Genomic DNA, 22,382 nt, shown 5'->3' on the forward strand with positions numbered 1-22,382 from the left:
TCTCGTTAATAAAAGGATGGCCCCAATTCGGGGCTATCCTTTTATTTTTTTCCACAGACACGACGCTCTATCCAATACGCCAGTATCAGGGTCGAGACAATACCTAACATGATTCCATAATTCTGCCAATTCTTTCCTACCATGGTTAATGCATTGGGAGTATGGAAAATAGAGAATGGGATAGCTAATAAAACATCAACCAATGCTGAACCTGCTACCAAGCCACAGGCAATCAACACCCCCCTTTGTCTCCGTAGCTGACTTTCTTCATCAGGAAGCTTCTTTTTACTGAGACGCCACTGCGTGACCATTGCAATCATTCCGCCAAGAAATAAAGGAAAAGAAGAAGCGATTGGTAAATACATTCCTATAGCAACGCCTAATATAGAAAGTCTAATACAACGATCCAATTTAACTACATGGATGAAAAAAATAAGCGCGAGAATTACTGCTGCTCCGATAAACATCATCGTCCAAGGCAAGGCATTACGAAATACTGCTTCAGTGATTGCCGCCATTAATGCAGCGGTGGGTGCGGGCAGTGACTGGCCAGGATCCATTCCATCATGAGGCATAACCCCTGCAATACCATAGACATCAAACATCAATTGCATGACAGGTGGTATCACCAAGGAAGAAATGATTACCCCTAGCAAAAGCATAACCTGCTGCTTCCACGGAGTCGCGCCAACCAATTGTCCCACTTTCAAATCTTGCGTATTATCGTTGGCAATAGCAGCAATGCCTGTTACCACCGAACCAATAATAATTGTGATTGCTTCTGCTGCCTTAATCTGGTTAACGCTAAAAGGTAACGGTAAAAGCTTGTTAATCATCGTCAGCAATATCCAGGCTGCAAATAGCATGCCGGCAATAACTATTGCACTACCAGGACTCGCTGTTACTCCGACCATACCTGAAAAATAGCCTGTAATAACCGAGAATAAAAAGCCAATGATCAAAACATAGAGTACTGCCCCAAACACTAAGGTAGGGGCGAAATCACCGTCCAGCCCGATTTCCTCCAAAGGGAAAATAAATTGAAAAAACAAAAATAAAATAGCAGACATAAGTGTTACGCCAATTAAAATAAAGGGCATGGGAATGTCTTTATCCGTGCGCGGCAATTGCGTTTCTTGATGACTTTTAGACACAAAAGCACGGAAAGAAATCCGCATACTCTTAAGTAAAGGCCTTATTAATTTCAAGAAAGTCCAGGTACCTGCAAAAAGCATAGCTCCAATCCCTAAATAACGCATTTCACTATTCCAGAGAAAAGTAGCCGCTTTTTGTGCAGGATAATGGGAAAGAAACTCTGGATAAAATTGACTAATAATCGGCATGGCTATCAGCCAGGAAATAATAGCCCCCAAGAAAATACTCAAAGCCATTTCATGTCCGACTAAATAACCGGCCCCTATCATCGTTGCAGAAAATCCCACACCAAAACCTAATAGTGAACGCTTGATCGAAAACCAAAAACTCCAATTGTTTGCAATGATTTTAAAACCGGTTTGGAAGAGCTCCAGCAGGCCACCTACAGCCCCACCGAGAAAAATATCTCGAATACCCGCTTTTTCTGCTGATGATTTCAATACTTCGGCAATAGCCCTCCCCTCCGGAAATCTTAACACCGGTTCATTCACTAAAACCCGGCGAAGAGGAATTGAAAATAAAACGCCCAAAATACCACCACAGACAGCAATAAAAAAATTAGTGAGATAATCAAAACCATCCCAGTATTGAATAATAATCAATGCAGGAATGGTATAGACAATACCTCCAGCAACTGCTTCGCCCGCAGAAGCGGCTGTTTGGACTGCGTTATTCTCCAGAATGGTAGAGTTTTTAAACAAACGTAAAATACCCATGGAAATAATAGCTGCAGGAATGGAAGCCGACGTTAAAATACCCAACTTTAACGCCAGATAAGCATTCGATAAGGCCAAAATAATCGTCAAAATAATTGCTAAGACAATACTACGAATAGTTAATTCAGCAATTTTTTCATCCGCTTTGATAAACGGAACAAATGTACTCATTCATTACCCCATACTGCTTTGGTTACATCAGGACGTAACCAGTTCTTGAGTTCAGATTTAGAAATTTTTACTGTTTGTGGACCGTAAAAATAAGGCGCGACTTGATAAGTATCAAACACAATAGCTAAACCATCTTGTGTAAAATGCCAATTTCTATAATTCTCCTGGGTCGCCGTTGTTCCTTTTATTAACCAATCCCGATCAGTCATTTTTTTCTTCCCTAAAGCTTTACGGCATATAGTGGCTATTTGGTTTAAGTAATTACTATTTGGTACAAACAAATGATCTAACGTCACTGATTGGCCTTGGATAAAATTGAACGTTTTTACAGAATTACTGGGATGTGCAGCACCTTGACTATAAGCCGATACGGAGAACAAGATACTTAACGCATTTTTATTTTGAAACTCTATTTTATAATCAATATATAAACTACCTTTTCCCAAAGTATCACCTGTCTTTTTCACACCAGGTACTTCAAGAGCGGCTGCACTCTTTTGGCTTTCGGCTATAAACGCTTTTATCCTTTCACCCACTTCTTCATCTGGAAATCCTTCTGGATATTTAATACTAAGATCAAAATCAGCAGTTTCTTTTTTGATGACTATTGTCTTTGGCGGTGCTGCCCAAACCAAACTCTGTAACAAGAAATAACTCAGCCCTAACAGACTTATAATAAATTTCTTCATCGTTGTACTCCCTCAAATTCCCTTAACCAATTTCCCGCTACCATTGTACTGTGTTGTATGGGATAACCAAAGTGATAACAAAGTGAGGCACTATCCTTTATTGACCAACGGACTAAATCCGCAGTCATTCCCGCTGCAAGAGAACCTGTTTCCCGCTCCAGAGCAAGTGCTCTCGCCGCCTGATACGTGACTGCCATTAAAGCCTCTGGTACTGTTAGGCCAAAAAGCTGACAGGCCATATTGAGCATTAGCAATAATGATGTCGTAGGTGATGAGCCTGGATTAGCATCGGTGGCAATTGCTATACCCACCCCCATTTCACGCAGTAACGCTACAGGCGGTTTGACTGTCTCGCGTAAAAAATAGTAAGCGCCCGGTAACAGGACAGCTACTGTTCCATTATTAGCCATTGCAGCAACTCCTTCGCGATCCAGGTACTCTAAATGATCACAAGACAGAGCCCCTAAGCTGGCAGCCAATTTTGTCGCTCCGAGATTAGACAATTGTTCTGCGTGGCACTTAATAGGGAAAGCCAAGGCCTTTGCTTGGGTAAACAACTGTTCTGTTTGAGCCAAGGTAAAACCAATGGATTCACAAAATACATCTACCGCATCAGCCAATCTCATCTCAGCTATAGCAGGCAACATATCTTGACAAAGAAAATCGACATAAGCCTGGGCATTATTTTTATATTCTGGCGGCACCGCATGAGCCCCTAGAAAAGTAGTCCTTACTCGCAGACCAACCACTTCCCCCAAACGCCTCGCCACACGCAAGATTTTAAGCTCATTATCCCAATCTAGACCATAACCCGATTTAATCTCAACGGTAGTTACGCCTTCTGCCCGTAAAGCCAACATTCTGGGTAATGATTGTTGAAAAAGCTCTTCTTCAGAGGCAGCACGCGTTTGTCTGACAGTCGATAAAATGCCTCCCCCGGCGCGCGCAATTTCAGCATAAGTTTTTCCTTCAAGTCGTTGCTTAAATTCATCAGCCCGATTACCGGCATAAACCAAATGAGTATGACAATCAATCAAGCCTGGCGTAATTAATAAATTACCACAGTCTTCAGTAACAGTAGCCTGTTGCGAGTAAGAGGCAGGTAACTCACTCATGGCACCACACCAAACTATCATTCCTTTGCTAATAGCAATCGCTTGATTTTCGAGTTGCTTACCTTGTGCATCAATTGTCGTTGCATTTGATAATAAGCGGTCACATGCCTGCATGTTTACTCCCAGTCAGGCACTTGTTGTGATGCCTTGAGCCATTGTTGGTGGTGGCTTTTGTCATAGATATCCCATTCTTGGGCTACATAGTCTGTTTTATCCACATCGATTAATAACCATATTAAAAAATCAGCTACGGTGGTAGTGGATAAGAGACGTTTTTCTTGCTTGAGAACCCTGAAAAAATCACGTTTTTCCTCATCCATAAACGAAGCGTGTCGAATGGTGGTCTGCATGTCGGTATCAATAATCCCAGGCATCACACTGGCAAAAGCCAGGTTTTGATTTTCTAACTGTAAACAACGGGTGAGCATAGCTAGAGCCGCCTTGGACACACAGTAAGCAGCCCAACCTGCAACAGGGAAATGCGCTGCACCAGAACCGATATGCAATACGCGACCTTGCTCTAATTTGGCAAGCAACATCTGCGTTAAAAATAAAGGTGCATTGAGATTAGTGGCAAGAACTTGCTGCCAGGAAGCTTCATCGATAGCAGCAACAGGCATAATCGGCTCAATAACACCCGCGTTGTGGATCAACCCCTCAAGCGCGTTAACTTGAATTTGCTCTATATGGGCAACAATTTCCCGGCGTCCTTTACTCGTTGAAACATCCGCAACAAGGTAACTAATTTGGGGAGAATAGGCTGCCGTTTCTACTAAAGCCTCTTCGCGTCGACCTACAATTAAAATCTGCTTTTGTCGAACCGCCAAAGCATGAGCCAGAGCCCGTCCAATTCCACTCCCTCCACCAGTAATCACAAACATGATATTTCTCCAGCTAGCTTAATCTTTGGCTATTCGCTTCTAATCCAGCAAACATCGATTTTATAGGCCTCAATACAGAAGAGCGATGAGAACTTAAAATCACCACTTCGTGAACTTCAGAGAAGAATACCGAACCACACTAGACTTCTTTCGCAAACGCGTTGCAGTGAGAGCAATGCGGAGGAGAAACGGCACGCAAAGCCAGAGTGTACACATCAGTACATGAGGCCCAAGCACCGCATCAACGAAGCTGTGCTTCAATGCTGTAGCTCCTGAAGAGGTCTACTCTTAAAATAAGGCCCGATAATAACAGACCTGCTTAGGATTGGCACCGATTTTAGAATAAAGAAATAATTACAGTGACATTATCATATACAGGAAGATATATTATCCTTATATCAAATTTCTGCTTTGAAATTGACTATGTTTGCAAACCTAAAAAATTACGAACCAACTGAGCAATCTATTTGGCAAGGGCGTCAAGATAGCTTGCCTGGGGAACGTTTCTTCCAACGTGTTCGTTGTATCGATCTGCGTTCCCAAACTCTACATGATAACCAGCAAAACCTGATTATGCTGGGATTTTGTAGTGACGAAGGGATCAGGCGTAACGAAGGTCGTACTGGCGCTAAATTAGGTCCATTCAAATTGCGTGAACAATTAGCAAAACTTTCCTGCAATCTCGATAAGCAGTTTACCGATATAGGTAATATCGTCTGTGAGCAAGAACAATTGGAATCTGCTCAACAAGAATTCGCATCCTTAATTACGGCTTGTCATCAACAGGGTTATAAAACCTTGGCTTTCGGTGGCGGTCATGAAATTGCATGGCCGCATTTTTCTGGTTTGGCTGCTCATTATCCCAAAATAGGTATTATTAATTTTGATGCCCATTTTGATCTGCGTCCTTTAAAAGACGGGCATTATGCTACTTCAGGAACCCCTTTTCGCCAAATCAGCCAATATTGTCAACAAAATCGGCTATCCTTTGACTACTGTTGTTTAGGAGTCCAATATATTGCGAATACAGCTAGTTTGTTTGCTACTGCCGATGAATTAAAAGTATCTTATCTTAGCGCAGAACAAATCCATAATGAGGATATTGCCTGGCAACTCGCTTTCCTGGATACGTTTCTTTTACGGCATGAATATATTTATTTAACGATTTGTTTGGATGTATTTGCCGAATGCTTTGCACCAGGGGTCAGTGCGCCACAAGCCCTGGGTTTAACACCATGGCAAGCATTAGCCCTGTTGAAATACATCTTACAAACTGGCAAAGTGATAAGTCTTGATGTAGCTGAGCTCTCTCCCCCTCTGGATCAAGAGCAAAAAACCACACGACTGGCTGCCAGCCTAGTGGCAGAGTTGTTGGATTATTATTAAAGGAGTGTTATTAATGAAAAAATCCATGCTATGCGCAGGATTGATGACTGTTTTATGTACAACAATCTATGCTGAAAATAGTGCTCAACCCGCGAACAGTAACCCTGGCGACACCTTGCAAACAAAACCAGCACCTACAGCACTGGAAGCAAGTGCATCGCCTGCAGTAGTGCAACCTGCTCCTTCCCAAACCGCACCAACCCAAACGCCACAGGGTACACCTGCTCCTACGCCACAGGGTACACCTACTCCTACGCCACAGGGTACACCTACTCCTACGCCACAGGGTACGCCTGCCCCTACGCCACAAGGTACGCCTACTCCTGCACTACAAGGTACACCAGCACCTGCATCGCAAGGGACAGTAATACCCGCAGGGACTTCTGCAACTACACCAGCAAAAACTCCCATGCAAGTAACGCCTATTACGCCCCCCCAACCCATTGACTGTAACTATCGTATCCCTGCAGAAACCACCCACATTGAGCAAGCGCTGGTATTAAAATGGGCAGAGAAAGCTGCGGCCCAATCATTTGATTTTGATTACAGCACACTTGATAAACAATTATTAACCTTAAAATCATGTTATACCGATCAAGGATGGCAAGGATTTAATGATGCCTTACAAAAATCAGGTAATCTCAATGCTATTAAATCACAACAACTCATGGTCAGTTCTATGGTCAATGGTACACCGACCATTACTGAGCTTAAAGAAAACCAATGGAAAGTGGTTCTGCCTTTGCAAGTGGTTTATCAAAATGATAAGGAAAAATTAACTCAACCACTTACCATTAATTTAGTTGTCGGACGAAAAATTTCGGGTGATCTTGGTATTATGCAAATGATTGCAACACCTCGCCAATCTTCTGGTCAAGGTAGTGCTCAAACCACTCCAACAACAAATACCACAACATCGCCAGCTAGTACGACGAAATCTAATTAACGTGAATAGAGTGCCGTACAGGTATTTTTCATACCTGTACGTCTTTTTGGTTAGGATAATCATGCGCTACAAATTCGCGATTATACTGTGCTTTACCAGTGTTAACGCATCGGCAAATGTGCTGCAATATTTTGCGGGGTTAAGCTATCACAATCCGGCAGAATTATTTAAAGTTAAAAAAAATGAATTCATTATTGGGGGCACTAGCTTTTATGCCGACATTGGTTTTCAAGGCAACGTATTAAATCTTAATACTTTTCAATATGATAGTGGTATCGCCCACTCGCGGCGAGTAAGTTTACTTCCTTTTGGCCGCATTGCGGCTCGCGCAAACGAGAAAATCGTTCTTGCTGTTGATGTGACGGAACCTTTTCATTCCAACCTGGTCTATGGAGGAAAGGCATTTACTCGCTATGCCGCAACTGAAACACTGATGACGGATGTTGATATCAGTCCACGTTTTTCTTTGAATATTTATCCGCAACTTTATTTTGGAGGTGGCTTAAATTTTAATTTTCTAAAGAATAATGAAACAAATTGGGCCTTACCCATCAACCAAACTGATTATGCAACCTTAATCAATCGTACCTCCGGTTTTGGTGTAGGCTATGATACTGGTCTTTATTATATGGCCAATCAAACCAACTTTTTTGGTATCGCTTATTATTCTTCTATTAAACAAAAAACACGTGGGGAAAGTTTATTCGACGGCGATGTTAATAACGCGCTTAGCTTTAATTTCCGTATGCCAGCAACTACCATACTCAATTACGTACATCTTTTCAGCCAAACCTGGCTTGCCAGTTTACAAGCTTTCCGCAGTGAATGGAACGCTAATCAATACGCTCGCATTCGCAATACAGCTGCTCGCCCTCCAGTGAATAAAGACTTTACATTTACGATGAAATATAAGGAGTCATGGGCTTATTCAGCAGCAATACACCATCAATACAAAGAAAGTTTGGGATTTACACTAATTGGACTTATCGATGATGGTCCGGAGCGAGACCCTCTCCGAACCATTAATTTTCCTTCCGATGTTCAATATTTCATTGGGTTAGCAACGGATTACCATTTTAATAAAGAAGCGAGTTTGGAACTTCTTTACGGCCATGTGTTTTCCAACACGACTATTGGTAATCGCATAACGATTAATAATCAATCGCTGCCCTTTACCACAGGAAAAATCCGCATTAATGCCGATGTCATTGATTTAAGATTTAAAATGCAAGCCTAGGGGCTGTTTACATTTCGCTAGCTTGAGTGCTTATGGTTTGATGGGGCGAGCATCGCAGCGGAGCATACATAGTAGTATGTGAGCAGCGAAGCACAGCGCACAATCAAGCATAGGCACCAAGATAGTAAGAGGGGCTGTTTACATTTCGCTAGCTTGAGTGCTTATGGTTTGATGGGCGAGCATCGCAGCGGAGCATACATAGTAGTATGTGAGCAGCGAAGCACAGCCTATCGAGCCATAAGCGCCAAGATAGTTAGAAATGTAACAGTCCCTAATGGTTGGAGCCATTCTCATTGGTATACGAAAGCACAGTAACCTGTGTTCCGACAGTAACAAATTGCTCATTGAGCCATTTTGCTGCACTGGGAAGTACGCGAATACAACCATGGCTTGAGTTCGCATAAGGAACCTCATAAGCAGCATGAATAGTAAAACCGCGGTTGAAGTACATGCAATAAGGCATTTTTGCCCCGCCTGTTGTTTCTACCGGATACTCACCGGAACGGCAATCAATTCCTCGTTTATTGTAGACATGGAAACTACCGGTCACCGTACGGCAAGGCTGCCCCACATCTTCACAAAAATCTTTTCCTCCTGAAGCAGCTCCAGTCATCACTCGATTACCCTCTGGATCATAAGCTGCCCAGGCAAAAGCTTTGGGATCAAAAATAAATTGTTTTTTTCCTGTTGCTGGTGCTTTTAAAGGAAAGTAATCTCGGCCACGTTTATCATTTAAATAGTGGGTTGTCTTATGGACGTAACCATTATCATCAGTAATAAAACAAGACTCATCGCAGGTATCCATAAAACAACCGGAAAGCCCAAGGCCTAATAAGCAAACCCACAACAACTTCTTCATGGTAAAAAATTCTCTCTTAAGTTTATTAACACATCCAGACTGTTAACCTATCACTAGCTTGAATTCCTGGTTATAGAAATTAAACAGCGCTATAAGTTTACAGGCAGCAAGGATAACACAGAAAAATACACTTTGAATTACCTTTATACTTATACTGCAGCAATTTAACGTATAAATTGCTGCCAACTCTGTATCAAGATTTTAAACGACGATATTTAATACGCGACGGCCTATCTGCTTCATCGCCTAATCGCCGCTTCCTATCCAGTTCATAATCGCTGTAATTTCCTTCAACAAAAACGACTTGCGAATCACCTTCAAAAGCCATTAAATGTGTACAGATACGATCTAAAAACCAACGATCATGTGAAATGACAATCGCACAACCCGGAAAATTCAAAATAGCCTCTTCCAGTGCACGTAACGTTTCTACATCCAGATCATTACTTGGCTCGTCAAGCAATAATACATTTCCACCGCGCTTAAGTAGTTTGGCTAAATGGACACGGTTTCTTTCTCCACCTGATAACTGTGCCATTTTCTTCTGTTGATCCGCACCTTTAAAATTAAAGCGTCCAACATAGGCTCTTGAAGGCATTTGGAAAGAACCCACCTGCATGATGTCATGTCCGTCTGCAATTTCTTGCCAAACCGTTTTGTTATCATCTAAATGATCACGCATCTGGTCGACATAAGCCAAATTGACTGTATCACCTACACGAATCTCACCGTCATCAGGTTTTTCTTGTCCAGTAATCATTTTTAAGAAAGTCGATTTACCCGCGCCATTGGGACCAATAATACCAAGCACTCCACCTTTAGGTAATTGAAAACTCAGATTATCGATTAACAGACGATCGCCAAATGACTTGCTTAATTTTATTCCTTCCAAGACCAAATCACCTAAACGATCACCTGGCGGAATATAGAGCTCATTGGTTTCATTACGCTTTTGGAATTCCTTGGAGTTCATCTCTTCGAAACGTGCAAGACGGGCTTTATTTTTGGCATGGCGTCCTTTAGGCGAAGTACGAACCCACTCTAATTCGGCTTTGATAGCTCGTTGATGTGACGCTTGCTGTTTATCTTCCATGGCCAAACGGGCCTCTTTTTGTTCAAGCCAGGCAGTATAATTTCCTTTATAGGGTATCCCCTCACCTCGATCAAGTTCCAAAATCCACTCAGCGGCATTATCAAGAAAATATCTATCGTGGGTAATTGCAACCACCGTACCAGGGAACTCTTCCAAATAACGCTCAAGCCAGGCAACACTTTCAGCATCCAGATGGTTAGTTGGCTCATCTAATAACAACATGTCTGGATTGGATAATAATAAACGGCACAATGCCACACGCCGACGTTCCCCTCCAGAAAGCAGACTGATTTTGGCCTCCCAATCAGGTAAGCGGAGTGCATCGGCAGCAATATCTAATCTGCGATCCAAATCCCAACCACCACAGGCCTCTATTTCATTTTGCAGCTCACCCTGTTTAGCCAGCAAGTCATTCATCTCATCATCGCCCATCGGCTCGGCAAAACGCATGCTGATCTCATCAAATTGAGTCAATTTCGCTTTAATTTCAGCCACGCCTTCTTCTACAACGGCTCGTACAGTTTTGTCTAAATCAAGATCAGGCTCTTGCGCCAAATAACCAATCTTAATCCCTGGTTGTGGCCTCGCTTCCCCTTCGAATTGTTTATCCACGCCTGCCATGATACGCAATAAAGTAGATTTACCCGAACCATTCAAACCGAGTACACCAATTTTAGCGCCCGGAAAAAAGCTCAAGGAAATATCTTTCAAAATAAAACGTTGATTATCAACGATTTTACTCACTCGGTTCATAGTAAAAATATATTGCGACATACACACTCCATCCCACTAAAAATGGGCAGACGTTAACCCAAACCTGTTATTTTCTCAAGGGCGCCATACAACTGACTTATTAATACCCATAAAAAACCTAATATAGGAACTGCTGTATGCCGCTAGCTCCAGACATTCCAGCTTGATTTGCGAGCAACGAAGTACAGAAAATCAAAGCAGAACGGCCAAGCTAGTCGGCATGTAACAGCGCCTAAGACCAGTCAAGAATCACTTTTCCTGACTGCCCTGAAGCCATCATTTCAAAACCCTGCTGGTATTCTGCCACTGGAAAATGATGCGTAATGACGGGTTCTATATTTAGACCACTTTGTAACATTGCTATCATTTTGTACCAGGTTTCAAACATTTCTCGACCATAAATTCCCTTGATAACCAAGCCTTTAAAAATAACCTGATTCCAATCGATCGCCGTTTCCTGTGGGGGGATTCCCAACATCGCTATATGGCCGCCATGATTCATCGCTTTGACCATATCATTTAGAGCCATAGGATTTCCGGACATTTCCAAACCAACATCAAAGCCTTCAGTCATCCCTAACTCGGTCATCACATCTTTAATTGCTTGACGTTTTATATTGACTGCTCGTGTAGCTCCCATCTTACGGGCTAACTCCAGACGATATTCATTCACATCGGTGATCACTACATGGCGTGCGCCAATGTGACGTACAATCGCTACAGCCATAATACCGATTGGTCCCGCACCGGTAATTAATACATCTTCACCGACAACATCGAACGCCAGGGCACAGTGTGTTGCATTACCAAAGGGATCAAGAATTGAAGCCTGATCACCGCTAATATTATCGGGTAAGACCACCACATTAGACGCTGGCATAGCCAGATATTCTGCAAAGCAACCGGGTCGATTAACACCTACGCCTAAGGTATTACGACATAAATGGCGCTTTCCTGCACGGCAATTTCTGCATATACCGCAGGTAACGTGTCCTTCTCCTGAAACACGTTGACCAACTTTAAGCCCTTTTACTTCTCGACCTACTTCAACAATTTCACCATAAAATTCATGGCCCACTGTCATAGGTACCGGAATGGTTGCCTGCGCCCAATCATCCCAGGAGTAGATATGAATATCAGTTCCGCAGATGGCTGTTTTATGAATTTTTATCAGCACGTCATTGACACTGTACTCAGGTACGGGAATATCTTCCATCCAAATACCTGGTTCGCGTTTGGCTTTTACTAGAGATTTCATGCAACTCCCCTACAGTTAATAACACCAGTTATACTGACGTTATTAATTTTAAAATGTTAGAACTCAGCAACTTGAAGTGATTAAATAACTCCAAGTTCTCGACCCACTTTAGCAAACGCATCCAATGCCTTATCCAAATGTTCCAATTCATGTGCTGCGGACATCTGGGTACGAATCCTTGCTTTCCCTTTCGGGACGACTGGATAGGAAAACCCAACCACATAAATTCCTTGCTTGAGTAAATGCTCTGCCATCCGGCCAGCCAAAGCTGCATCCCCTAACATCACAGGAATAATAGGATGCTCACCTGGTACCAGAGTGAATCCAAGCTCAGTCATGCCCTCACGAAAATATTGGCTATTGCGTTTTAGTTTTTGTCCTAATTCATTGCTAGTTTCAAGCATGTCTATAACAGCAATTGAACAATCAGCAATCATTGGTGCCAGCGTATTGGAGAAAAGATAGGGTCTGGAGCGTTGGCGCAACCAATCAATAATGACTGCATTGGCTGCAGTATATCCTCCTGAAGCACCACCCAATGCTTTACCCAGGGTACCGGTGATAATGTCAATCTTATCTGCCACACCACAATATTCAGGCGTACCGCGTCCTGTTTCGCCCATAAAACCAACAGCGTGTGAATCATCAACCATGACCATAGCGTCATATCGCTCAGCCAATTCACAGATGGCGGGTAAATTAGCAATAATACCATCCATAGAAAAAACACCGTCGGTAGCAATCAAACGAAAACGGGCATTCTTGGCAGCAATGAGTTGTTCTTCCAAATCCTTCATATCATTATTGGCATAACGAAACCGTGCTGCCTTGCATAAACGAATCCCATCAATAATACTGGCGTGGTTCAGAGCATCACTTATAATGGCATCCTCTGGTCCCAATAACGTTTCAAATAAACCGGTATTCGCATCAAAGCAAGATGAGTAAAGAATAGTATCTTCTTTACTGAGAAAATGGCTTATTCTTTTCTCCAGAGCTTTATGAGGCGTTTGTGTACCACAAATGAAGCGAACAGAAGCCATTCCATAACCATATTTTTCCAGTGCTTTCTGACCTTCAGCAATTAAATCGGGGTGATTGGCAAGCCCGAGATAATTGTTTGCACATAAATTGATAACTTCACCTTCCTTCACTTGGACAGCCGCTTTTTGCTGGCTGGATATTACTCGCTCTGCCTTATATAACCCCTCTTTTCTGAGGGTATCTAACTCGGATTGCAAAAACTCGGTAAATTGCTCAAGCACTGTTCTCTCCTTTGAGTCTCACCAAAATGGGGCGATAATAACAAATTTTACACAGCTCCACTATGAAATCATTTCACTTCATGCTCTTAATTCTAGAAAATTCTCTTTGAGGAGGGGCAATTCTAAAAGAAATCCCTCTTTTTAGATTAAATTAACGAATCAGTGTTGAATTAATCGCACCTTTTAGCAATTCTTGCTAAAATCCTCTCAACACTTTAACCTAGGTTTGGTTGATAATTCGTTAACTTAGCGCGAAAGTTCTTTGTTTAGGCAGTATCACAACAGACGACTGCAACTATTTGCTGTTGTGCAACAGAAAAATAAAGAATTTTTAGCCAAAATCGCATTATCACGCCTGAAATATTGAATGTATGGTGATCCAATGACTAACGCTCAAACCAATATGATTAAGCAACAACTTCGTACGGGTGATGTTCTTGATGAAAAAATTCTCAACCTTTACGATTTGCTACCACGTCATGAGTTTGTGCCCCATGCTTTTCAGCATTTTGCTTATTCAGATATGCAAATCCCTCTGGCTCATAATCAGCGGATGCTGACTCCTTTGGAAGAAGGTAAAATCCTGCAAGCCTTGGCCCTGCAAGGTAGTGAAACCGTTTTGGAAATAGGTACTGGAACCGGTTTTTTCACCGCTCTTTTAAGCCGTTTATGTAAAAAAGTAATCAGTGTTGACTATTACACAGAATTTACCACCCATGCTCAACAAAAATTAAAAACCCACCACTGTAATAACGTTGAGCTGGCAACCGGCGATGCCTGTCGTGGTTGGCTTGAAAAAGCCCCTTATGATGTGGTTGTTTTTACTGGCTCTATCGAGTCACTGTGTGATACACAACGCTTACAAGTGCTGCCAGGTGGAAAATTATTCGCCATTATTGGGAAAGAGCCTGTGATGCAGGGGCAATTGCACACATTACAGCAGGATGGAAAATGGCATGGAACAGTATTGTTCGAAACAAGCATCCCTCCATTAATTGATAAATCAAAACCCAAAGAATTCGTCTTCTAGGACAAGCTTGTATGAAAAAAACGTTATTGTGCCTGCTATTAGGTCTCGGTTTACCTTCCTGGTCACACGCTACAGATCTAATGGATATTTATCAGCAGGCGCTAGAAAATGATCCTACTTTCAAGCAAGCCTATAGCACCTACATGTCGAGTACGGAAGCTATACCTCAGGCTCGTGCAGCGCTGTTTCCTCAACTGACAGTATCTGCACAGACCGGACGTAGCGTTCAGAATGTTATCGCCTCTGGTACAGCCCTCGAAACGACTTACAATAACAATCTATGGTCAGTGAGTGCTTCACAGGCCATGTTTAACTATCAGGCGTGGGCTCTTGTGCAACAGGCAAAAGCATCTGTTAAAGCAGCACAAGCCAATTTTAATAATGCAGCCCAAGATTTGATTTTGCGTACGGCAAGCGCTTATTTTCAGGTTTTGCTCGCTAAAGATACGTTAAATTTTGCTGAAGCAAAAAAACGCGCTAACAAACGCCAATTTGAGCAAGCAGAACAACGTTTCAAAGTGGGTTTAGATGCAATTACTTCCGTCTATGAAGCAAAGGCGGCTTATGATCAATCCGTAGCGGAAGTTATTTCAGCCAAAAATAACCAAATTAACCAAAACGAGAATTTGCGTAAGTTAACCAATCACGTTTATGAAATCCTGGCACCATTAAGGGATAGCCGTATCCCTCTTATCAAACCCGAACCGGATAATGTCGATGAATGGGTTAATACCGGACTCAAACAAAATTATAAACTTTATGCCGCCAAATATAGCCTGGAATCATCGCGTGATAATATCAAGGCACAATCTGCAGGTAATTGGCCTACTTTTGCATTGCAAGGTACCGCAACACAAACTCATAACAGCGGCGGTAGTAGTTCTTTTTTCGTTCCCGCTCGCCAAGGTACCGCTAACGTTGCTATCGCTTTAAATTTCCCTGTCTTTCAGGGGGGCTTAGTAGAATCTCAAACTCGACAGGCACAATACGATTTTCAAACCTCAAGTCAACAATTAGAACAAACGTATCGAGATGTTGTGGTCAATAGCCGTATTGCTTTCAATACTATTATTGATGGTATCTCTAAAGTAAAAGCAGACAGACAAACCATTATCTCTCAGCAAAACTCTTTAGAAAGTACCGAAGCGCAATTTCAGGTTGGAACGCGCACTATGGTGGACGTGGTGAACGCGCAACAAAAACTTTTTGAAGCTCAAGAACAACTGGCCAGCGATCAATATAATTTAATCAATGCAATGCTAAATTTAAAATACCTTGCTGGCACCTTAAATGTTAACGATTTGGAAGAAGTTAACTCCTGGTTAACGACCGCTCGTATTGCAAGCTTTCCACCGCAAAACCCGGCAGTCTCAAAAGCAAAAGCCACTACCAAGTAAAATACAAGCGTAAACATCAGTATATGACCAGGTCTGCTAACATTGCGCCGTCATGAGTCAAGAGCATTGATTTACACGCATCACAGCACAGTTTACACAGTAGTCAATGAGTAACAAAGCACAGGAAATCAATCTTTTCGGCCAAGCTAGTAGAAAATGTCAACAGACCCTAAGTAATATGATAGAATCGCTGCCAATATTTTGATCCGTTTTCATTACCTTAGGTTGTAACTATGCCTGCTACTCCTTCTGCCGTTGAAAAAAAACTATTGCATTACACCGGTAAAGCCATTGCCGATTTTAATATGATCCAGCGTGGTGACCGAGTGATGGTATGCTTATCTGGCGGTAAAGATTCCTTTAGCTTATTAACTTTGCTTCACACTCTTCGACGTCGTTCAAATAATAAGTTTGAGCTGTTTGCCTTTACTTTAGATCAAGCCCAACCGGGTTGGGATGATAGTAAATTGCATGCCTGGCTAAAGGAAAGAAACATTCCTTACGAGATCCTGACTCGTGATACCTATAGTATTGTTAAAGAGAAAATACCTGAGGGTAAAACCTACTGTTCACTTTGCTCAAGATTACGACGCGGAATAATCTATCGTTATGCAGAAGAACACGGTTTTAATAAAATTGCCTTGGGACACCACCGCGATGATTTGATTCGTACACTGATGATGTCCATTCTTTACAATGGTGATGTACGTTCCATGCCCCCCAAACTACTTAGTGATAATAAAAAACATATTGTTATTCGTCCCCTTTGTTATGTACAAGAACGCGACATCATTACGTTTGCACAAGAACAAGCTTATCCAATTATTCCCTGTACTTTATGCGGCTCGCAGGAAAATCTTGCCCGCAAGCGCATTGGCAGGCTTATTGATCAATTAGCGGAAGAAAACCCTAAAGTCCCTAGTAATATTTTACATGCTTTACAAAGCATCAAACCGAGTCAATTAATGGATCAGGATCTTTGGCAATTTAAAACGCTTGAAAATCAATTGCTCCTTGCTAATACTAACGCAAGTGAGACGATTTTTGCTGAAGAAGAATTGTTATCTCTTGAAGAGGAATGCTAGAAATTTATACAAATTTGGATAAGGAATTTTATTTTTGCATAAAAAACTAGCAAAGCAATCACATAAAAGTTAAGATATTTATCTTTATTGTAAAGAAACAATAATTGAACAACCTGATTTACCAATGAACTGAAACCAGGGTATAAATAAAGATGAATGAAATACTAGCCACAAATATCCGAAAATTCCGTATTTATAGGCATCGCTCGCTAAAATATGATTTTATAGCAGCTATTGTTGTATTTCTGGTTGCTATTCCACTCTGTTTGGGAATTGCTCTGGCTTCCGGCGCACCATTATTCTCCGGTATTTTAAGTGGTATTGTTGGGGGGATTATTGTTGGTGCACTTAGTGGCTCTCAAGTTAGCGTCAGCGGTCCCGCCGCCGGAATGGCAGCCGTCGTTCTTGCCGCTATTTCTCAATTAGGTGATTTCAATACATTTCTTTTAGCGTTGGTGCTGGCAGGATTTCTACAGCTGATTGTAGGCAGTCTGCGTGCAGGTTTTGTTGCTGATTATATCCCTTCCAATGTAGTACAAGGGTTATTGTGTGCTATCGGTATTTTGCTGATTATTAAACAACTTCCCTTGGCTTTTTCGCTCTCTACTGATCTAAAAGAACTAAAATTACACCTATTAGAAACCACTGAAAGTCTGACTTTAAACCCACTTTATGATTTACCATCGCATATCAATACAGGCGCTGCGATTATTTCACTCATCTCTTTAGCCATTTTAATTTATGCTGAAAAAACAAAAATTAAATGGCTACGAGGTATCCCTGCGCCGATCGTCGTTGTGGTTGCCGGGATTTTAATTAATGAGCTATTCCTTATAACCGGCTCACCCTTTGCCCAAAACAACCCGCATCTGGTTAACATACCGCAACAAGATGGGTTTGGCGATTTTTTTAGTGAACTGGAATTCCCTCGTTGGTCGGCATGGACTAATCCGAAAATTTATTTATACGCGTGTATCATCGCTATTGTTGCTTCATTAGAAAGCTTGCTTAATGTTAAAGCAGGTGAAAAACTCGATAAGAAACGGCGTTACTGTTCCAAGGATCAAGAGTTAATCGCTCAGGGATTTGGCAATCTTACTGCCGGTTTAATTGGAGGTATTCCTCTCACTTCCGTTATTGTCCGTACATCGGTTAACATTCAAGCCGGCGCTAAAACCAAAATGTCAGCCGTGTTACATGGTGTTTTTCTTCTTCTAGCCGTCGTGTTTATTTCAACCTGGCTGAACAAGATCCCTTTATCCTCGTTGGCAGCCATTTTAATCTTTACAGGTTATAAACTAACGAAGCCGTCTATTTACACCACCATTTACCAGCATGGTATGGATAGGTTTATTCCTTTTATTGCAACGGTCATCAGTATTGTTTCATTTAATTTATTGGCAGGTATTCTTATCGGTTTGGCAATCAGCCTCTTTTATATCTTAAAATCTAACAGCCAAGCCCGACTGGATATTATCAAAGAAATATACCCAACAGGCGTAACCAACCGCCTTATGTTGCCACAACAAATTACTTTCTTGAATAAAGCGTCCCTAATTGCTGAGCTTGATTCCATTCCAAGAAACTCTCAATTAATTATCGATGCGCGTTACACAAACTATATTGATAAAGAAATTGTCGAATTACTTAAAGAGTTTCAACAAGAGCAAGCACCATTAAAACAAATCGCTTTAAACCTGATAGGCTTTAAAGATCATTACGACATTCATAATTATGTTGATTTCATCAATGTCACTACTTACGACGTCTTAGCCACTTTAGAACCGCCTCAAGTGCTTAACATATTGCGTGAAGGTAACCAACGATTCCTGCACGATACGCGTATCCACCGTAGTCTTAAAACCGATATTAAATACACCGCTGAAACACAACATCCTATTGCAGTGGTTTTGGGTTGCATCGATTCCCGCGTACCGGTAGAAACCATTTTTGATATGAGCTTCGGTGATTTATTCTGTATACGCGTAGCTGGAAATGTGGTTAATGACGATGTGTTAGCCAGCATTGAATATGCATGTAACGTTGTGGGTGCAAAATTAATCGTTGTCTTGGGCCACACGCGATGTGGCGCTATTCAAGCAGCTTGTGATGGGGTTGAAAAAGGTCATATCACGCAATTGTTGAGCAAAATTCAACCCGCTGTCGCAGCAGAAAGAGAAACTATAAATAATCGTACAAGCAAAAATACTGAGTTTGTAAATCATGTGACTGAATTCAATATTGCTAATACCTTGCAGCAAATATACAAGGATAGTGAAATCTTAAGATTGATGATTGATCAGGACAATATCGCCATGATTGGTGCAAACTATGATGTTACAAGTGGTAAAGTTAATTTTAATGACTATTCACACGCATTGACCCACCTAGATGGGGCAGATCAGAATAATATGCTTAGTGAAAAAATGAGAAGCGTACTGGAGAAAGCCAAAAAAACGCCTATTACTGTTGACACAGAAAATACTGTTGCCTAGCTCCCAATCTGCCGTGCTTTATGCACGGCACACATAATGTTCCCGAAAATACAACCTTTCTCGCATAATACATTGATTATCGGTAATCGTGTTCTTTTCACCTTGACTACCGGCGTTACTTGTCCAATATCTCTCAAACTTCAAGCAAAATACACAGGCTACATAAAATCCTTTAACTGTTTTGACATTGCTTCTATCCAAACACGAACTTTGGGCTGAATGAATCGTGCTGGATGATAAAAAAGATAGACAGGGATAACAGGCATTTTATAGGTTGGGAAAAGCTCGACAAGCTCACCTCTTTCCAGCGCCCTCGCTACCTGATAATGGTGTAAAGCAACAATCCCTATACCACGGCAAGCACAATCACAAAGTGCTTCGGCATCATTTAAATAGAGCGAGGGCTCCAAAAAGACAGTCTCTCCTGAAGCAAAAGTCCAACTATTATTTGGCTGACGCATACTATGAGTTAAATAATGATGTTGTTGCAATTGAATAGGTTTTTCAGGAGTACCAAAATTTGCAAGATAAGCAGGTGATGCGCAAAACACATAACGGGTAGTGGTAATTTTTTTTTGTATTGAATTCGATGCGACCTGCATAGACATCCCAAATGCTATATCGAGTCCTTCCTCTAAAAGATGGGGTACTTGCTCCGCAATTTGTAAATCGAGAACAACCTGCGGATAGTGTACCTGAAACTCTGGCATGCGCGGTAAAATAATATTCTCGGCAAAAAAACGTGAACTTTTTACTCTTAACAGGCCTTTGGGCTCTGCTTGTGAAGCGGCAATCACACTATTGGCTTGTTCCAACGCTTGTAAAACTGCCTGTACCTCTCGGTAATAAGATTCACCTACACTGGTTAGCGTTATTTTGCGTGTTGTTCGCTCCAATAAGGTAACACCTAACTCTGATTCCAGGAGGCTAATTTGCTTGCTCACTGCCGCAGCAGAAATATCCAACTGTTTGGCCGCTGCGGTCAAACCATGACATTGCACCACCTTGCAAAAAGTTTGAATAAGCGCAATTGTGTTCATTCTCTCTCCACCTGAGCGCGAAGGAATTATTTTGTTTATAACTGGTGAAGTATATAATGACTCTCTTTTTAAAACTAATATGATCAGGAGCAGGCATGCGCGCGTCTCAATGGCTATCAGCTACCCTTAAAGAAACACCGAGTGATGCTGAAATTGTTTCACATCAACTTATGCTACGAGCTGGCATGATCCGCAAACTTGGCTCCGGTCTTTACACTTGGTTACCGCTTGGTTTAAAAGTTTTACGTAAAGTTGAACAAATTGTACGTGAAGAGATGAATCGTGCTAATGCAATGGAAGTATTAATGCCTGCCGTACAACCCGCTGAATTGTGGCAGGAAACAGGACGTTGGGATACCTTTGGCGGCCTGTTATTAACAATGCGTGATAGCAATGGAAGAGACTATTGCTTTGGACCAACTCATGAAGAAGTGATTACTGATTTAATGAGAAATGAATTGCAATCTTATAAACAATTGCCCATTAATCTCTACCAAATTCAAACTAAATTTCGCGATGAAATAAGACCTCGTTTTGGTGTTATGCGTGCGCGTGAATTTATTATGAAAGATTCTTACTCCTTTCATTTAAGCCAGGCATGCCTGCAACGTACTTATGATGCAATGTACCACGCTTATTGTCGCATTTTTGATCGGCTTGGTCTTCGCTATCGCGCAGTCGAAGCAGATACCGGTGCAATTGGTGGTTCGGCATCACATGAATTTCAGGTATTAGCCGATTCTGGTGAAGATTTGATTTTTTATAGTGATGGTAGTAACTACGCGGCTAATATTGAACAAGCAACCACCCTACTGCCTCCAAAGGCAACCGCGTTGCCAGAAGAAATTATTACGCTCGTCGATACACCGGAGCAAAAAACGATTACGGAGGTTGCCAATTTTTTACAGGTCGATACTGCTCAAACAGTAAAAACATTGATTGTTGAAGGTAAAGAACATCCCTTGGTTGCCCTGGTATTGCGCGGTGATGACGAATTAAATGAAGTAAAAGCCAGCAAACATCCTTTGCTAAAATCACCTCTCCGATTTGCTGATGAACAAACTATAGCAACAGCACTCAAAGCGCCTATAGGCTCTCTTGGTCCTGTTGGTCTTACTATTCCTGTTATTGCTGATCACCATGCCTTGGCATTAACGTCCTTCATCTGCGGCGCTAATCAAGCTGATAAGCACTATAAGCAGGCTGCCTGGGGTCGAGATGCCCACTATCAAGATGCTTTTGATCTACGTAATGTCAAAGAAGGCGATTCAAGCCCCGATGGTAAAGGGACGCTCCATTCTTGCCGTGGTATTGAAGTTGGGCATGTATTCCAACTCGGTGATAAATACGCGAAAGCCATGAACGCTGCAGTTATCAATGAAGAAGGCCAGTTACAAACCATGTTAATGGGATGTTATGGCTTAGGTATTACTCGTGTTGTTGCAGCCGCGATTGAACAACACCATGATGCTCATGGTATTGTCTGGCCGCAAACTATTGCCCCGTTCCAACTAGTTATAGTCCCCATTAATGGCCATCGCTCGGCGCTTGTTAAAGAAAAAGCAGAATCCCTTTATCAACAACTCAGTGCACAAGGCCTTGATGTTTTGCTTGATGATCGCAATGAGCGCCCGGGCGTTTTATTTGCTGATAATGATTTAATCGGTATCCCACACCGCCTCGTGGTAAGCGAACGCAACCTGGAACAGCAAGCAGTAGAGTATAAAGCACGCAATAAGGAAGAGGTCACTCGTATTGCCTTGTCAGAGCTGGATCAATTTATTAGCCAGCTATTACAAAAATAGCCGATT

General features: G+C 41.9%; 17 protein-coding genes. 8 read left to right on the forward strand and 9 right to left on the reverse strand.

The genetic code is table 11. The annotated features are described in order from the left end of the window. Window positions 1-41: 41 nt before the first annotated feature. The 4 genes from ACN4Z1_RS08380 to ACN4Z1_RS08395 are packed head-to-tail and all read right to left on the reverse strand — an operon-like array spanning window position 42 to window position 4,727. Window positions 42-2,042 (reverse strand): OPT family oligopeptide transporter, encoded by a 2,001-nt coding sequence (locus ACN4Z1_RS08380; RefSeq protein ID WP_228363267.1) that lies wholly within the window; start codon window positions 2,040-2,042, stop codon window positions 42-44. Continuing rightward, window positions 2,039-2,731 carry a DUF3298 and DUF4163 domain-containing protein gene (locus tag ACN4Z1_RS08385; RefSeq protein WP_115221785.1) on the reverse strand — a complete coding sequence of 231 codons (693 nt, stop codon included), beginning with the start codon at window positions 2,729-2,731 and terminating at the stop codon, window positions 2,039-2,041. Before ACN4Z1_RS08385 ends, ACN4Z1_RS08380 begins: the two co-directional genes overlap by 4 nt. Beyond that, complete coding sequence (gene hutI / locus ACN4Z1_RS08390; protein ID WP_228363269.1) at window positions 2,728-3,960, reverse strand: imidazolonepropionase; 1,233 nt, start codon at window positions 3,958-3,960, stop codon at window positions 2,728-2,730. Before hutI ends, ACN4Z1_RS08385 begins: the two co-directional genes overlap by 4 nt. Window positions 3,961-3,962: 2 nt before the next feature. Beyond that, window positions 3,963-4,727, reverse strand: a complete 765-nt coding sequence (locus ACN4Z1_RS08395) for an SDR family NAD(P)-dependent oxidoreductase (RefSeq protein ID WP_228363270.1) — start codon at window positions 4,725-4,727, stop codon at window positions 3,963-3,965. 423 nt (window positions 4,728-5,150) lie between these two features. On the opposite strand from ACN4Z1_RS08395, the gene hutG reads away from it, so the two are divergent. The 3 genes from hutG (at window position 5,151) to ACN4Z1_RS08410 (ending at window position 8,296) form a co-directional block, all read left to right on the forward strand. After that, complete coding sequence (gene hutG / locus ACN4Z1_RS08400) at window positions 5,151-6,113, forward strand: formimidoylglutamase (RefSeq protein ID WP_115221788.1); 963 nt, start codon at window positions 5,151-5,153, stop codon at window positions 6,111-6,113. 13 nt (window positions 6,114-6,126) lie between these two features. Continuing rightward, window positions 6,127-7,059 (forward strand): DotI/IcmL family type IV secretion protein, encoded by a 933-nt coding sequence (locus ACN4Z1_RS08405; RefSeq protein ID WP_228363271.1) that lies wholly within the window; start codon window positions 6,127-6,129, stop codon window positions 7,057-7,059. Between the two features lie 61 nt (window positions 7,060-7,120). Continuing rightward, window positions 7,121-8,296: an OmpP1/FadL family transporter gene (locus ACN4Z1_RS08410; RefSeq protein ID WP_181879381.1), complete on the forward strand. Its 1,176-nt coding sequence runs from the start codon at window positions 7,121-7,123 to the stop codon at window positions 8,294-8,296. Between the two features lie 271 nt (window positions 8,297-8,567). On the opposite strand, the gene ACN4Z1_RS08415 is transcribed toward ACN4Z1_RS08410, so the two are convergent. The 4 genes from ACN4Z1_RS08415 to ACN4Z1_RS08430 form a co-directional block, all read right to left on the reverse strand. Continuing rightward, entirely contained in the window at window positions 8,568-9,155 is a 588-nt protein-coding gene (locus ACN4Z1_RS08415; protein WP_115221789.1) for a L,D-transpeptidase, read from the reverse strand. 193 nt (window positions 9,156-9,348) lie between these two features. Continuing rightward, a complete protein-coding gene (ettA, locus tag ACN4Z1_RS08420) occupies window positions 9,349-11,022 on the reverse strand; it encodes an energy-dependent translational throttle protein EttA (RefSeq protein ID WP_115221790.1) in 1,674 nt (557 codons plus the stop codon). A 211-nt stretch (window positions 11,023-11,233) separates the two neighbouring features. Further along, the gene (gene tdh, locus ACN4Z1_RS08425; RefSeq protein WP_115221791.1) at window positions 11,234-12,259 is read right to left on the reverse strand and encodes an L-threonine 3-dehydrogenase; all 1,026 of its coding nucleotides are present in this window, start codon (window positions 12,257-12,259) and stop codon (window positions 11,234-11,236) included. Between the two features lie 80 nt (window positions 12,260-12,339). Then, window positions 12,340-13,524, reverse strand: coding sequence for a glycine C-acetyltransferase (locus ACN4Z1_RS08430; RefSeq protein ID WP_228363272.1), 1,185 nt, complete (start codon window positions 13,522-13,524; stop codon window positions 12,340-12,342). Window positions 13,525-13,906: 382 nt separating this feature from the next. Here ACN4Z1_RS08430 and ACN4Z1_RS08435 point away from each other — a divergent pair, with 382 nt between their 5' ends. From ACN4Z1_RS08435 to ACN4Z1_RS08450, 4 genes are all read left to right on the forward strand, one after another. Beyond that, entirely contained in the window at window positions 13,907-14,554 is a 648-nt protein-coding gene (locus ACN4Z1_RS08435; protein WP_228363273.1) for a protein-L-isoaspartate O-methyltransferase family protein, read from the forward strand. An 11-nt stretch (window positions 14,555-14,565) separates the two neighbouring features. Next, window positions 14,566-15,951, forward strand: a complete 1,386-nt coding sequence (locus ACN4Z1_RS08440) for a TolC family outer membrane protein (protein WP_228363274.1) — start codon at window positions 14,566-14,568, stop codon at window positions 15,949-15,951. Between the two features lie 233 nt (window positions 15,952-16,184). Further along, complete coding sequence (gene ttcA / locus ACN4Z1_RS08445) at window positions 16,185-17,036, forward strand: tRNA 2-thiocytidine(32) synthetase TtcA (protein WP_228363275.1); 852 nt, start codon at window positions 16,185-16,187, stop codon at window positions 17,034-17,036. 152 nt (window positions 17,037-17,188) lie between these two features. After that, window positions 17,189-19,531, forward strand: a complete 2,343-nt coding sequence (locus ACN4Z1_RS08450) for a bifunctional SulP family inorganic anion transporter/carbonic anhydrase (RefSeq protein ID WP_228363276.1) — start codon at window positions 17,189-17,191, stop codon at window positions 19,529-19,531. A gap of 158 nt (window positions 19,532-19,689) precedes the next feature. On the opposite strand, the gene ACN4Z1_RS08455 is transcribed toward ACN4Z1_RS08450, so the two are convergent. Then, window positions 19,690-20,571, reverse strand: coding sequence for a LysR family transcriptional regulator (locus ACN4Z1_RS08455; RefSeq protein WP_228363277.1), 882 nt, complete (start codon window positions 20,569-20,571; stop codon window positions 19,690-19,692). Between the two features lie 95 nt (window positions 20,572-20,666). On the opposite strand from ACN4Z1_RS08455, the gene ACN4Z1_RS08460 reads away from it, so the two are divergent. Continuing rightward, entirely contained in the window at window positions 20,667-22,376 is a 1,710-nt protein-coding gene (locus tag ACN4Z1_RS08460) for a proline--tRNA ligase (RefSeq protein ID WP_228363278.1), read from the forward strand. The last annotated feature ends 6 nt before the right edge of the window (window positions 22,377-22,382 follow it).

The organism is Legionella sp. ST3F1 (assembly GCF_048553315.1).
In the GTDB taxonomy this organism is placed as follows: Bacteria; Pseudomonadota; Gammaproteobacteria; order Legionellales; family Legionellaceae; genus Tatlockia; species Tatlockia donaldsonii.

Bases quoted from the DNA above. Each gene is read 5' to 3' on its own strand.
- ACN4Z1_RS08380 (WP_228363267.1), bottom strand. From the start codon at position 2,042: ATGAGTACATTTGTTCCGTTTATCAAAGCGGATGAAAAAATTGCTGAA.
- ACN4Z1_RS08385 (WP_115221785.1), bottom strand. From the start codon at position 2,731: ATGAAGAAATTTATTATAAGTCTGTTAGGGCTGAGTTATTTCTTGTTA.
- hutI (WP_228363269.1), bottom strand. From the start codon at position 3,960: ATGCAGGCATGTGACCGCTTATTATCAAATGCAACGACAATTGATGCA.
- ACN4Z1_RS08395 (WP_228363270.1), bottom strand. From the start codon at position 4,727: ATGTTTGTGATTACTGGTGGAGGGAGTGGAATTGGACGGGCTCTGGCT.
- hutG (WP_115221788.1), top strand. From the start codon at position 5,151: ATGTTTGCAAACCTAAAAAATTACGAACCAACTGAGCAATCTATTTGG.
- ACN4Z1_RS08405 (WP_228363271.1), top strand. From the start codon at position 6,127: ATGAAAAAATCCATGCTATGCGCAGGATTGATGACTGTTTTATGTACA.
- ACN4Z1_RS08410 (WP_181879381.1), top strand. From the start codon at position 7,121: ATGCGCTACAAATTCGCGATTATACTGTGCTTTACCAGTGTTAACGCA.
- ACN4Z1_RS08415 (WP_115221789.1), bottom strand. From the start codon at position 9,155: ATGAAGAAGTTGTTGTGGGTTTGCTTATTAGGCCTTGGGCTTTCCGGT.
- ettA (WP_115221790.1), bottom strand. From the start codon at position 11,022: ATGTCGCAATATATTTTTACTATGAACCGAGTGAGTAAAATCGTTGAT.
- tdh (WP_115221791.1), bottom strand. From the start codon at position 12,259: ATGAAATCTCTAGTAAAAGCCAAACGCGAACCAGGTATTTGGATGGAA.
- ACN4Z1_RS08435 (WP_228363273.1), top strand. From the start codon at position 13,907: ATGACTAACGCTCAAACCAATATGATTAAGCAACAACTTCGTACGGGT.
- ACN4Z1_RS08440 (WP_228363274.1), top strand. From the start codon at position 14,566: ATGAAAAAAACGTTATTGTGCCTGCTATTAGGTCTCGGTTTACCTTCC.
- ttcA (WP_228363275.1), top strand. From the start codon at position 16,185: ATGCCTGCTACTCCTTCTGCCGTTGAAAAAAAACTATTGCATTACACC.
- ACN4Z1_RS08450 (WP_228363276.1), top strand. From the start codon at position 17,189: ATGAATGAAATACTAGCCACAAATATCCGAAAATTCCGTATTTATAGG.
- ACN4Z1_RS08455 (WP_228363277.1), bottom strand. From the start codon at position 20,571: ATGAACACAATTGCGCTTATTCAAACTTTTTGCAAGGTGGTGCAATGT.
- ACN4Z1_RS08460 (WP_228363278.1), top strand. From the start codon at position 20,667: ATGCGCGCGTCTCAATGGCTATCAGCTACCCTTAAAGAAACACCGAGT.